The sequence below is a fragment of the Gracilibacillus sp. JCM 18860 genome, from assembly GCF_055395245.1.
In genome coordinates, this window is sequence record NZ_AP043868.1 from 419,364 (window position 1) to 433,217 (window position 13,854).

11 protein-coding genes and 1 other annotated feature are annotated in these 13,854 nt (G+C 37.7%); of the genes, 8 read left to right on the forward strand and 3 right to left on the reverse strand.

The genetic code is table 11. From position 1 onward, the window contains the following. Positions 1-9 precede the first annotated feature (9 nt). Entirely contained in the window at positions 10-1,506 is a 1,497-nt protein-coding gene (locus ACZ5R4_RS02185) for a glutamate synthase subunit beta (protein ID WP_109984340.1), read from the forward strand. A 117-nt stretch (positions 1,507-1,623) separates the two neighbouring features. On the opposite strand, the gene ACZ5R4_RS02190 is transcribed toward ACZ5R4_RS02185, so the two are convergent. Continuing rightward, a complete protein-coding gene (locus ACZ5R4_RS02190; protein ID WP_054859425.1) occupies positions 1,624-2,376 on the reverse strand; it encodes a CBS domain-containing protein in 753 nt (250 codons plus the stop codon). 148 nt (positions 2,377-2,524) lie between these two features. Between ACZ5R4_RS02190 and ACZ5R4_RS02195 the strand changes: the two genes are divergently transcribed. The 4 genes from ACZ5R4_RS02195 to ACZ5R4_RS02210 all read left to right on the forward strand — a co-directional run bounded on the left by ACZ5R4_RS02195 (position 2,525) and on the right by ACZ5R4_RS02210 (position 7,384). Next, positions 2,525-3,598, forward strand: a complete 1,074-nt coding sequence (locus ACZ5R4_RS02195) for a branched-chain amino acid aminotransferase (protein ID WP_054788444.1) — start codon at positions 2,525-2,527, stop codon at positions 3,596-3,598. A gap of 45 nt (positions 3,599-3,643) precedes the next feature. Further along, positions 3,644-3,855 (forward strand) — a binding site (T-box leader). Positions 3,856-4,000: 145 nt separating this feature from the next. Beyond that, positions 4,001-5,128, forward strand: coding sequence for a glutamate 5-kinase (gene proB / locus ACZ5R4_RS02200; protein ID WP_277678218.1), 1,128 nt, complete (start codon positions 4,001-4,003; stop codon positions 5,126-5,128). Beyond that, positions 5,121-6,365, forward strand: a complete 1,245-nt coding sequence (locus tag ACZ5R4_RS02205; RefSeq protein ID WP_054859424.1) for a glutamate-5-semialdehyde dehydrogenase — start codon at positions 5,121-5,123, stop codon at positions 6,363-6,365. The genes proB and ACZ5R4_RS02205 overlap by 8 nt, the downstream gene beginning before the upstream one ends. A gap of 95 nt (positions 6,366-6,460) precedes the next feature. Next, on the forward strand, positions 6,461-7,384 hold the full coding sequence (locus ACZ5R4_RS02210) for a manganese-dependent inorganic pyrophosphatase (RefSeq protein ID WP_054859423.1): 924 nt from the start codon (positions 6,461-6,463) through the stop codon (positions 7,382-7,384). Positions 7,385-7,464: 80 nt separating this feature from the next. Here the strand turns inward: ACZ5R4_RS02210 and ACZ5R4_RS02215 are convergent, their stop codons facing one another. Next, on the reverse strand, positions 7,465-7,995 hold the full coding sequence (locus ACZ5R4_RS02215; RefSeq protein ID WP_054788445.1) for a DUF6944 family repetitive protein: 531 nt from the start codon (positions 7,993-7,995) through the stop codon (positions 7,465-7,467). 207 nt (positions 7,996-8,202) lie between these two features. Between ACZ5R4_RS02215 and ACZ5R4_RS02220 the strand changes: the two genes are divergently transcribed. The 3 genes from ACZ5R4_RS02220 to ACZ5R4_RS02230 all read left to right on the forward strand — a co-directional run bounded on the left by ACZ5R4_RS02220 (position 8,203) and on the right by ACZ5R4_RS02230 (position 12,614). Continuing rightward, positions 8,203-10,215 (forward strand): beta-galactosidase, encoded by a 2,013-nt coding sequence (locus ACZ5R4_RS02220; protein WP_464368021.1) that lies wholly within the window; start codon positions 8,203-8,205, stop codon positions 10,213-10,215. 84 nt (positions 10,216-10,299) lie between these two features. Continuing rightward, positions 10,300-11,559, forward strand: coding sequence for a threonine ammonia-lyase IlvA (gene ilvA / locus ACZ5R4_RS02225; RefSeq protein ID WP_109984333.1), 1,260 nt, complete (start codon positions 10,300-10,302; stop codon positions 11,557-11,559). Between the two features lie 77 nt (positions 11,560-11,636). Beyond that, positions 11,637-12,614: an AraC family transcriptional regulator gene (locus ACZ5R4_RS02230; RefSeq protein WP_054859420.1), complete on the forward strand. Its 978-nt coding sequence runs from the start codon at positions 11,637-11,639 to the stop codon at positions 12,612-12,614. A 2-nt stretch (positions 12,615-12,616) separates the two neighbouring features. On the opposite strand, the gene ACZ5R4_RS02235 is transcribed toward ACZ5R4_RS02230, so the two are convergent. Further along, positions 12,617-13,750 carry a zinc-dependent alcohol dehydrogenase gene (locus tag ACZ5R4_RS02235; protein ID WP_464368022.1) on the reverse strand — a complete coding sequence of 378 codons (1,134 nt, stop codon included), beginning with the start codon at positions 13,748-13,750 and terminating at the stop codon, positions 12,617-12,619. Positions 13,751-13,854 lie beyond the last annotated feature (104 nt).

Genomic DNA, 13,854 nt, shown 5'->3' on the forward strand with positions numbered 1-13,854 from the left:
GACGTATTGATGGGAAAAGCAACAGGTTTTATCGAATTCGAGAGAGAAACAGCCGATGAAAGAGATCCGTTGGAACGGATTCAAGATTGGAAGGAGTATTCTACTCCTTTCTCTGATGAAGTTGCGAAAACACAAGGAGCTCGTTGTATGGACTGCGGAACTCCATTCTGTCATATTGGTATGGAAATTGAAGGGGCAACTTCAGGGTGTCCTGTCTACAATCTAATCCCGGAATGGAACGATTTAGTTTATCGAGGAAAATGGAAGCAAGCATTGGAGCGTCTAATGAAAACGAACAACTTCCCTGAATTCACGGGACGGGTTTGCCCAGCACCTTGCGAAGGCTCCTGTACAGTGGCGATTCACGATCCTGCAGTTTCCATTAAAAATATCGAACAAAAGATCATTGATAAAGGCTTTGAAAATGGTTGGATTACACCGCGAATACCAAAAAAAAGAACCGGTAAAAAAGTAGCGATCATCGGATCAGGTCCTACAGGGCTTGCCGCAGCCGACCAATTAAATCAAGCTGGACATTCCGTGACCGTTTTTGAGAGGGCGGATCGAGCTGGTGGACTATTAACATATGGTATCCCTAATATGAAATTAGACAAAAATGTTGTCAAACGTCGTATACGTCTACTAGAGGAAGAAGGAATCACATTTATTTTAAACACAGAGGTAGGAAAGGATCTATCTGCTGAAGAAATTAAAGCTAATTATGATTCGGTCATTCTATGTACAGGTGCTCAAAAGCATCGGGACTTACCTATTCAAGGAAGGAAGACGAAAGGTGTTCAGTTTGCTATGGACTACCTAACGGCTTCTACTAAATCGTTATTGGATTCAAACTTACAAATAGAAGAAAAATGGAATGCGAAAGGGAAAGATGTTATTGTAATTGGCGGAGGAGATACTGGTGCCGATTGTATTGCCACAGCACTCCGTCAAGGAGCAAAGAGCATTGTCCAGTTTGGAAAACATCCACAGTTACCTATTAAACGTGATAATAGTAATCTATGGCCAGCCTTTCCAAATGTTTATAGCTTGGAGTATGCCCATAAAGAAGCGAAAGAAAAATTTGGAGAAGATGTACGTCAATATTCGATTCAGACCAAACAATTTATCACAGATGAGAATGGAAAATTAGAAGCATTGTATACCGTAGAAATGAAGAAAACTCGTGATGAAAATGGTCGATTTGTTTTTGAAGAATTACCTGGTACCGGAAAATATTGGCCTGCCCAGCTTGTACTAATTGCAATTGGATTCGAAGGGGTAGAGCAACCAGTACTAGATGCATTTAAAGTAGAGGTAAATCGACATCGGGTAGAGGCGAAATATGGAGATTTCAGAACAAATGTGGAGCATGTTTTTGCGGCAGGAGATGCGCGTAGAGGACAAAGCTTAATTGTTTGGGCTATCAATGAAGGAAGAGAAGTAGCTTATCAAGTAGACCAATATTTAATGGGGGAGACAGAACTACCTACTGTCGTTAATGTGTAGCACTAACACATGTAACTTTAAAATTCCTCCTCTTTTTGTACTATATATTAAAAGAGGAGGAAATAAAAATGACTAGCTGAAGTCGCTATGTTCCATGGTGAAATCGTCAGCAATAGCTTATGTATGACGCAAAAGCGGAAATGATCCAACTCTTAATTGGACTAAATCCCAGGAAGAAATAATGCCTTTTGGTAGTTCTTGATTACTACCAGTTTCTGTTAGCACGATTGCTTCTAATTTTTGCTGCTTCTTTTCTACATATGATTGAAAAAGACTTTGTACATCAAATATCGTAGAAGAAGTAGAACAAAAAACAACATCTGATATTCTTTCTGTGTGAAAAATATCTTGAATAGAAATATCCTGTAATGTCTGTTTACTGCTTAATAAATGCCGAGCAATCCATTGTAAGATGGCACCTTCTGTTAACAATCCTAAACATTGCTTATCTTCATAAATGGGAAATTGAGAAAATTTCTTTTCTTCGATACAAGCGAGTACCTTGCTTAGTGGTGCATCTACATAAAAAAATTCAACAGGGTGTGAAGCAATACTGCTTGAAGTGGGAGGTGATAGTAAAACATCAGCTAGTTTTTCGATTTCCCTAACAACCTCCTCATGTGGCTCTGCAATGTAGAAGGATTCCTTTATTTTTCGATGAACCATGGCATTACGCAACTTACTACATTGCTTTAGTAAATCATAATGAGTAGAAATCATTTTATGGTGTGATTTCGCCTTTACCAATACTTCTGTAAAAGATATGTGATGATTTGGCTCATTTGCATATATACAAAGCTGGTCGTGTATTTGATTAAAGGCTACCTCGAACCTTTCTGATAAATTACGCTTCTCTCTAATTTCTTCCAAAAATACCACCACCTGAATTCAGCAATTAATTGTTTGAAAATTTTAATTATTTATAGTTGAGTTTTTGCTTGTTTTAGTAATAAAATATAGGTTAGAGATTATTTTCCTCTTTGATGAAATCTATTTATATGTATAAGGAGTCTTTTTTATGTCACAATATACCATTACAGTAATCAAAAACGAACAACCAAAGCCAAAACCTGCTTCAGACCAACTAATGTTCGGTAAATATTTTACGGATCATATGTTTATCCAGGATTATAGTGAAGAAAGAGGCTGGCATAACCCTCGAATCATTCCGTACGAACCGATCTCATTAGATCCAGCTGCTATGATTTTTCATTATGGACAAACCGTGTTTGAGGGACTAAAAGCTTATAAAACGAAAGATGGACAGATTCAACTATTTCGACCTGATAAGAACATGGAGCGTCTCAACCGATCGAATGATAGAATGTGTATTCCAGCAATTGATGAAGAATTTGCGATTGATGCGATCAAACACCTCGTTCATATTGACCATGAATGGGTTCCAGATACTCCCGGTACTTCATTGTATATTCGACCTTTTATTATTTCAACAGAGCCTTATTTGGGAGTATCTCCATCTAGTACTTACCAATTTATCGTTATTTTATCCCCAGTTGGTTCATATTATAAGGAAGGTATTAACCCTGTAAAGATTGCTGTGGAGAATGATTACGTTAGAGCAGTAAAAGGCGGTACAGGAGAAGCCAAAACGGCTGGAAATTATGCTTCTAGTTTAAAAGCCCAAGTGATCGGAGAACAAGAAGGATATGCCCAGGTTCTTTGGTTAGACGGTGTGGAGAAGAAATACATTGAAGAAGTAGGAAGCATGAATGTATTTTTCAAAATTAATGGAGAAGTGATTACACCAATGTTAAATGGCAGTATTTTAAATGGTGTAACGCGAAATTCTGTGATTGAATTGTTGAACTATTGGAACATTCCGGTTGTGGAGCGACGAATTACGATGCAGGAGCTCTTTGATAGTTATCAAAAAGGAGAATTAGAAGAAGCATTTGGGTCTGGTACAGCTGCCGTTATTTCTCCAATTGGTGAATTGAACTGGGATGATCAAAAAATGATCATCAATCAAGGGAAAACAGGTGAGATCTCGCGTAAACTTTACGATACATTAACAGGAATTCAGTATGGAACAGAAGAAGATCCATTTAATTGGATAATAAAAGTGAAATAAGACTTGAGATCGTTTGTTAAATTTTCTATAATAAAGAGAAGAATAGATAATGTGATGATTAGAACTAGTAGTTGGAAGATGGTAGTAGAGATTGGAGTTCCTAGGCTGAAAAACTCCATTACCCGCTCAACCAATGAACCTATTCTATGAACAGTTAAGTCTTACTTAATCGTAGCTCTGCGTTAAAGAGTCAAGTGGATAGTCTTTTGACTGTCAATAAAAGGTGGTACCGCGGAACAACTCTTTTCGTCCTTGTCATACAGGGGAGAAGAGTTTTTTTATTACAGAAAGATAAATACCCGATGGATTATAGTATAAGACACAAAGCCTTTCGCTAGTAGGAGATTGCGAGAAGCTGAGTTTTGCTCATATTATTAAATGTTGAATTGAGGCGTGAATGGGATGGCAAAGCAACGTATTGTAGTAAAAATTGGTAGTAGTTCTTTAACAAATAAAAATGGAGGCCTTAGCTTAAAGAAGATAGAGGAGCATACTGCTGCGATCGCAAAGCTAATTGAGCAGCACTATGAGGTTGTCCTTATCTCTTCCGGTGCCGTGTCAGCAGGATTTGGCGACCTAGGTTACCCGACAAGACCTGTTACCATTCAAGGTAAACAGGCTGCAGCTGCAGTTGGTCAAGGGCTTCTCGTTGAGGCATATACAGATGCTTTCAAAAAATATGGCATTGTAGCTGCTCAGCTTCTATTAACGAGAGACGTATTTAGTCATGAAGTTCAGTATAGCAATGTTTACTCCACATTGACTGAATTAATGAAGCGTAATGTTTTGCCAATTATTAATGAGAATGATACGGTTGCTATTGATGAACTAACCTTTGGAGATAACGACATGCTTTCTGCCCTTGTTAGCGGGTTAATTCATGCAGATTTTTTGATCATGTTAACAGATATAAATGGGTTGTATGATAAAAATCCTAAGCTTGATCCAACGGCTGTTCGCTATGATCGTTTAACAGGGATTACAGACCAAATATTACAGCAAACCAAGCATGAGTCTGGAACGAAATTTGGTACTGGTGGAATGAAATCCAAAATACTTGCAGCTAAGACGGCACTGTCTCTTGGCGTCCGGGTCTTTGTAGGTACAGGAACTGGGGAAAATAAGCTACTTGATATACTGGCTAATCGAGGAGACGGAACATATATCGGGGAGCATTTAACCAATAGTATCCGTAAGCAGAAGCAATGGATAGCCTTTCATTCACCAATATCCGGCAAAATTTATGTTGATCAAGGGGCAAGCGAGGCGATTGTACACAATGGCAAAAGCTTGCTGCCTGCTGGTATCAAATGGATTGATGGAGAGTTTGAAGCAGGCTCTGTCGTAGAGGTAATTTTTAATGAACGTGTGATTGCGAAAGGACAGGTTAATTATTCATCGAAAGCTATGATTTTAGCGAAGGGTGAATCTAGCCAGGTAGCGATGGAGATCACGATGGGAAACAAACCAGAAGTAATTCACCGGGACAAAATGGTATTATTAATGGAGGAGGCTTATCAAAATGAGTGATTTAATAAAAAAGGCAAGTCTAGCAAAAGCAACTACTACGAGCTTAGCAACAAGTACAACGAAAGAAAAAAATGAAGCGCTAGAACTATTATCAAAAGCTTTAAGAGACAAAAAAGAGTTTATTATTGCCGAAAATCAAAAAGATATTGAAAGAGGTCGTGCAAATGGTTTACATGAATCTCTCATCGACCGATTAGTGTTGAACGAAAAACGGATCAAGGATATGGCAGATGCATTACTTCAGCTTGTAGAGTTGGATGATCCAATTGGGAATGTCTTGGAATCATGGAAGAGACCAAACGATTTGGAAATCGAGAAAGTACGGGTTCCAATTGGAGTGGTCGGGATGATATATGAAGCAAGACCGAATGTTACGATTGATGCTGCTAGCCTTTGCTTAAAAACAGGTAATGCCGTTCTATTAAGAGGAAGCTCATCTGCTATCCATTCCAATACGGCACTCGTGAAAGTGATACATGATGCTCTAAGGCAATCCTCCCTACCAAGTGATGCCGTACAGCTCTTAGAGGACACAAGCCGTGAAACAGCCTCTAAGATGTTTAAGTTAAACGAATATTTAGATGTGCTCATCCCACGTGGTGGTAAAAAATTGATTGATACTGTCGTAGCTAATTCTTCCGTTCCAGTACTTGAAACTGGTGCGGGTAACTGTCATCTATTTATTGATGAAACAGCGAGTAAAAAAATGGCGATTGAAATTGCGATTAATGCGAAAACCCAACGTCCTAGTGTATGTAATGCAATCGAAACGATTCTAGTTCAAAAACAATGGGCGAGTCAATATCTGAAAGATTTACTGTTCGCCTTACAAGAAGCCGGAGTAGAGATCCATGGTGACGAAGTAATAGCTGAAAATAATGATACTGTTACTCTAGCAACAGAAGAAGACTATGAAACAGAATATTTAGATAAGATTGTAGCAATGAAAGTAGTGGATACCGTTGAGGATGCCATTGACCATATTAATCGATACGGTACCAACCATTCGGAAGCAATTATCTCAGAAAATAACGAAAATGTAGTAGCATTTATGAATGAGGTAGATGCAGCGGCAGTATACCATAATGCATCTACGAGATTTACAGATGGCTTTGAATTTGGTTTTGGAGCAGAAATCGGTATTAGTACACAAAAGCTTCATGCAAGAGGACCTATGGGCTTAGAAGCATTAACTTCCACTAAATATTTATTACATGGAAATGGGCAAATTAAGTAGAATTTAAAGAACTCATTTGATAACACTATTCAACTATCTTTTATTTTTATATAATAGGTTGGTAGATAAATCTTGGTAAAAAAAGGAGTAGTAACATGGCAAAAACATTGATCTTTGGTCATAAGAATCCAGATACAGATACCATTTGCTCTGCGATTGCTTATGCAGAATTAAAAAAAGCATTAGGGGAAGACGTTGAAGCAGTTAGACTAGGAGAAGTGAATAATGAAACGAGCTTCGCGTTAGATTATTTTAACCAAACTGCACCTAGACTTGTAAACACAGTCGCAAATGAAGTCGGTCAAGTTATACTTGTTGATCATAATGAGAGTCAACAGAGTGTGGACGATATTGATCAAGTCAAAGTAATGGAAGTCATTGATCATCATCGAATTGCTAATTTTGAAACGAAGGATCCTTTATACTATCGTGCGGAACCAGTTGGCTGTACAGCCACCATATTAAATAAATTATATAAAGAGAAGAATGTTGAAATTCAAAAGGAAATAGCAGGATTAATGCTCTCTGCTATCATCTCAGATTCTTTACTATTTAAATCACCAACCTGTATAGACGAAGATGTCCAAGCAGCCAAGGAATTGGCAGAGATTGCCGGAGTAGATGCTGAACGCTTTGGATTAGATATGTTAAAAGCAGGAGCGGATCTAAGTGACAAGTCGCCAGCCGAGCTTATTTCTTTAGATGCGAAAGAATTTGATATGAATGGGAATAAAGTTGAGATTGCTCAAGTAAATACTGTAGATGTTACCGACGTTATAGCCATTCGAAGTGAAATAGAACCAGTGATTGAACAGACCGTTGCAGATAAAGGATTAAAATTATTTGTATTTGTCATTACCGACATTTTGAACAATGACTCTGTTGTTCTTGCTGTAGGAGAAGAAGAGCAAAAAGTAGCAGAGGCATTCCAGGTTACATTAGAAAATAAAATCGCAAAATTACCTGGTGTCGTATCACGTAAAAAACAAATTGTGCCACCATTAAACCAAGCATTTTAGTTAAAAAAATAGGGAGAAAAACTCCCTATTTTTTTATGTTGGATGAAAGAGTCTTCTTATTTAAAACAGTCTTCGCTGGTCTAGAGTTTCTCCAAGCTTTCTGATATTGCTGTCATAATCGCGCCAATTGCTTGAATCCAATTTCCAATCGTATTCATCATAGTACTATTTGATCCGGCTTTTGAAGCTAGAGCCTGCATGCTATTCCCAATTGCTTGTAATAGGTTACCATAGGCGTTGTAAATCGTACTGATTTGGAATGAATCCTTTAAGCTATCTGAGAAGGAGATCCCGCTTCCTAATGCTTGAAGTAGATTTCCTTTTATGTTTAATCCTTGTTTTAATTGATTGGATACAGGAAATTTCAATGAGCCGATGACGGTTAGATTACCGATCGATTGGATAGCGTTTCCGACATCAGATAGATCCTTTTGAGATAATTTATCTACTGCTAGTGCATTACCGGTAGCTTGCATCGTATTGCCAACAACTTTTAAGTCTTGGGATATAGTTTGTGATAAACCAAAATGAGGGGTGTTGGCAATAGCAGAAAGGATGGTTCCAATTGCTTGAATCCAGCCTCCGAAAAGCTCTTTATCCTCTTTACTCATACTCTTTCCCCTTTTCTAATTGAATTTTTCCGATCTACCCCTTATCTTCTACTATGGTATGTAACCATGAAAAATTAGACTGTACATCTATAATAATCAGAGAAATTTATAAAAAGGGTTGAATATGATAACGCATTCAAATAAGATAGAATTACTACTAGTAAAAACACAAGTAAAATTTTACTTGTGTAGCTTAGGGGGATTAACATGGTCCAAAATATACAAGAAGTAATGCCACATATAGCGTTTGGTGGAGATTACAATCCTGAACAGTGGGACGAAAAAACATGGCTAGAAGATGCTCAATTGATGAAGGAGGCAGGTGTGAATCTTGTCTCTGTTGCGATCTTTAGTTGGTCCTTACTGGAACGAGAAGAAGGTCAATTTGATTTTAGCTGGTTAGACCGTGTTTTAGAAATTTTGCATGAACATGGGATTGGTGTTGCGCTTGCTACAGCTACTGCTTCCCCGCCGGCATGGCTGTCAAAAAAATATCCAGAAATTTTAGCCGTGCAAGAGAATGGTGTACCTTATCAAGTTGGGTCAAGACAGCAATATTCTCCGAATAGTAAGCGCTTTAAGCTAGCGATAAGACGATTAGTGGAGGAACTGGCAGAACGATATAAACACCATCCCGCTCTTAAAATGTGGCATATTAACAATGAATATGGGTGTCACCTTTCCGAATGCTATAGTGATGAAAGTCTAGATGCATTCCGTCAATGGCTTAAAAAGCGATATGTATCGATTGATCAATTGAACCAAAAGTGGGGAACTGCCTTCTGGAGTCAACGTTATAACCATTGGGATGAAATTCAATTTCCAGTGAATCTACCAACCTTTTATAATCCTAGTCAAAAGCTAGATTATAAAAGGTTTATGGATGACGCTATTTTTGATCTGTATTTACTAGAAAAAGAAATATTAAGAGAAAAAACTCCTGAAATGCCAGTTTTCACAAATTTTATGTATGAATTTAAACCATTAAATTATTTTAAATGGGCAAAAGAAACGGATTTAGTAACATGGGATTCTTATCCGGATCCTAGGGAGGGTAGACCATTTCGTCATGCCATGCACCATGATTTAATGCGTAGCTTAAAAGATGGTGCACCATTTTACTTAATGGAGCAGGTTACCTCTCACGTGAATTGGAGAGATATTAATTTGACCAAAAAACCAGGTGAAATGCGTCTATGGAGCTATTCTACTGTGGCACGTGGTGGAGATGGTATAATGTACTTCCAATGGCGTCAAGGTAGAGCAGGTGCGGAAAAGTTCCATGGTGCAATGGTACCTCATTCCAATAATCCTAAAAGCAGAACATATCAAGAAGTGAAGCAATTAGGTAATGAATTGAAAAAATTAGATGCCTTAGTCGGTGCAGATGTAAAAGCTAGAGTCGCGATTATTTTCGATTGGGAAAATTGGTGGGCTGTGGAATTGGAAGGAAAGCCACATAATCAATTATCATATTTGAATCAGGTTTATGCCTATTACAAATTTTTCTACGATAATAATATTGCGGTAGATTTTGTAACACCAATGGCCAATCTAAAGAAATATTCGCTAGTCCTAGCGCCAATGCTTTATATGGTGAAGACTGGATATAGAGAGAATCTCGAGCGCTTTGTCGACGATGGCGGCACACTCCTTGTTACGTTTTTTAGTGGTATAGCGGATGCACAGGATCATATCCATTTAGGAGGATATCCTGCACCATTTCGAAAATTGCTCGGGTTGACAGTAGAAGAATTCGCACCAATGGCAATGGAAGAATCCAATAGTATTGTCGCCAATGGTCAACATGCAACAGTAACTACATGGGCAGATATTATTACATTGGAAGGGGCGAAATCTCTAGCTCACTTTAAGGAAAATTGGTATGCTGGAAAGCCAGCTATAACGACCAATAGGTTTGGTCAAGGCACAGCTATTTATATTGGGACCAGTCTTGAGGAGGATTATTTACATCATTTTCTTAAGGGTGTAACCCAACAATTAAAGATAGACGCACCGTTAGAAGCTCCGAAAGGTGTTGAAGTGGTCGAAAGAGTAAAAGGTAACAAGCAATTCCTCTTTTTATTAAACCATCTAGAGGAACCGGTTAATCTATTATTAGATACTGCAAAAACATATCAAAATGGGTTAACAAAGGAAAAAGTAAAGAACGAAATAACGATAAATAAGAAAGATGTGGTCATTTTAGTAACGGATTGAGAGCCTTCTCGTGTAAAATTATTTTCTATTTCCTTTCTTTATGTTAGTATTATTCTAACAATTGAAGTAGGAAGGGTTCGTATTATGAGTACAAAAGTTAATCCAATCCAAGTGAGAGATATCATTATTGCAAATCAAGTATTAAAGGATGTAGTCATCAAAACACCATTACAATTAGACAGTATTTTATCAGAAAAATATCAGTGCAATGTTTATTTAAAGCGAGAGGACTTACAAGTAGTTCGTTCCTTTAAAATTCGTGGTGCATACAATTTAATGCAAGGTTTATCTAAGGAAGAATTAGCAAATGGTGTGGTATGTGCCAGTGCAGGTAATCATGCGCAAGGTGTTGCCTACTCCTGTAAAGCGTTAGGAGTAAAAGGGGTCATTTTTATGCCAAGCACTACGCCTAGACAAAAGGTAAATCGTGTTGAATTCTTTGGTGGGGAATTTGTAGAAATTAGATTAACTGGTGATACATTTGATGATTCCTTCGATGAAGCAATGGCATACTGTAATGAACACAATGCTTCTTTTATTCACCCATTCAATGATACGAGAACCATCACTGGGCAAGGAACGATTGGCTTAGAAATACTCGACAGCATGGAAGAGCCAATCTCCCACGTATTTATGGCTGTAGGTGGTGGGGGATTAATTTCTGGTGTAGGTTCCTACATAAATAGCATTAGTCCTGACACTAAAATTATTGGGGTAGAGCCTGAGGGTGCTGCATCGATGAAGGAAGCACTGAAAAAAGGAGAAGTTGTTAAGCTAAACAAAATTGATAAATTTGTTGATGGGGCAAGTGTGAAACAAGTCGGTGATATCACCTATGACATTGCAAAGGAATTTATCGATGATATTGCCATAATCCCAGAAGGGAAGCTCTGCACGACATTGCTCGACCTATATAATGAAAATGCCATTGTAGCCGAACCAGCTGGTGCTTTACCGATATCAGCACTCGATTATTATAAGGATGAAATAAAAGGAAAGAATGTCGTCTGTATCGTAAGTGGTGGAAATAACGATATCGATCGGATGCAGGAATTTAAGGAAAGATCGATGATATACGAAGGATACAAGCATTATTTTATTGTTAATTTCCCACAAAGAGCGGGTGCTTTGCGAGAATTTATGGAAAAGGTACTTGGAGAAAATGACGATATTACAAGATTTGAATATACGAAAAAAAACAATCGGGATAAAGGCCCTGTGTTAGTTGGCATTGAATTAAACCGTTCAGAGGATTATTATGCTTTATTATCTAGAATGGAGCAAAATGGTTTTACCTATATCGAAATAAACAAGGATGAACAGCTCTTTCATTTACTAATTTGAGGGAAAGGAAGCAGAATTTCTGCTTCCTTCTTACATATAGAGCTAGAGACGTTTCGAGAGGCAAAGGGTGATTGATAATGGAAGGAATCTTCAAAAAGTTAATGGAAGAAACCGAAGAAGAACGCTCGATTTTGAGAGGAAATCAAAGCATCAACAAAGCAATTTATACCAATTTAACCTCCGACTTCGTAATACAGAGCGAGAAGTTCCTAAAAGATGATCTCATCATGATTCGAAAGCATCCAAGATATATTGATTTCCCTAAACATTCCCATGACTATATTGAAATGAATTACGTCTATCATGGCGAATTTTTTCAAAAGGTTGCGGATCAGCCAATTCGACTAAAAAAGGGAGAAATCCTATTGCTTAATCAGCATATTGAGCATGAACTGAAGGCATGCAAGAAAGAAGATATTATTATTAACTTTATCATTCATCCGGCATTCTTTGATTATATTGTAACCAATTTATCTACGGGTTTTATTCAGAACCAGATGCTACAATTTTTAGTAAACAGCATGTTTGATTTTAATCAAAAGGGAGAATTCCTGTATTATCCCGTTTCCGATTCAAATCGAATTCAAGACATTATGAATCAATTGCTGTTGGAAATGATGAACCAATCATTATTAGCAAAATCAAAGATTAAGTTTCTAATGGGACTCCTCATTATTGAATTGATCGAACAAAAAAAGAACCAAACGGCTACTCCGATCAAAAATGAACAACATTCTTTTTTGAATGATGTATTCCTATACATTGAGGAAAATTATCGAGATGCCAACCTTCAATCATTAGCCACCAAATTTAATCAAAATGTTTATTGGGTAAGTAGACTAATAAAGCAATTGACCAACCAAAATTTTAAAGATCTAGTTCAAGAAAAACGATTATTAGTCACCAAAAACCTACTCTTATACACCGATTTATCTATGCAGGCCATTGCGGAGGAAGTAGGGTATGAAAATGTTAGCTATTTCTATCGAATTTTCAAGCAAAAATATGGCATGACCCCAAGAGCATATAAATTAGAACTAATGAAAACAGAATAACACTATGGTTTTAAAACAACCTTGATGCATTGATCTTCTTTATTTTGAAACATTTGATAGCCTTTTGTGGCATCATCTAATGGGAGCTTATGTGTAATCATTTCGCTAGGATTAATTTTACCATTTACCAATTGTTCATAAATAGTAGACATATATGCCCGAGCATGGGCTTGCCCCATTTTAAGTTGAATATTTCTCGAGAAAAATGCTCCAAGTGGAAAAGCGTTGTAGTTCCCACCATAAACTCCCGTAAGTTGTACCGTTCCACATTTTTTGATTGCCTTGGTTGCTATTTGAATTGGTCCAAGTGTTCCCCCTTGAAGTTTAAACTTTTGCTCCATAAATTCTAATGGTGATTTTTTACCATCCATCCCCACACAATCAATGACTTTATCTGCGCCCCCTTTGGTGATCTCTTTTAGGTATTCTCCCATGTCTTCATATTGGGTGAAATCATAGGTTTCACAGTTATTCCATTTTTTTGCAAACGCGAGTCGGTAGGGGATATAATCCACGGCAATGACTCTTTCTGCTCCCTTTTTCCAAGCAAATTGTTGTGTCATCAGCCCGACAGGCCCACAACCTAATACGATAACGGTATCTCCTGACTTCACCTCTGCATTTTCGACGCTCCAATAGGCGGTTGGTAAAACATCTGATAGCAGTAGCAGAGATTCATCCTCCACCTCACAGTCCTCTGGTATGATAAATGGAGTATAATTTCCAAAAGGAATACGCAAATACTCTGCTTGTCCCCCAGGATAATTTCCAAACTTCTCAGAATAACCTAAATATCCACCAGAATCATAATGTGGGTTTGCTTCGTCACATTGGCTCTCATGATGATTTTGACAATATGGACATTTTCCGCATGCCATTGTAAAAGGAACAACGACACGATCCCCAACTTTCACCTTCGTTACCTTCGGTCCAATCTCCTCCACGATTCCCATCGGCTCATGACCGATCTGGTAACCAATAGGAAGAGGAAAGTTCCCTTGATATAAATGTAAGTCTGATCCACAAATTGCGGTGGAAGTAATGCGAATAATCACATCTTCTGGATCTTGAATCGTTGGAAATGCTACTTTCTTCACCATTACTGCATATTTTCCTTGATAAGTTACTGCCTTCATCGATCTCATCTCCTAAACTATTTCATATTGTGTTTAAACTGCTACATTACACGAAAAATATTCATCTATCGGAAAAAATTGCACTTGCAAAAATGGACAATAAA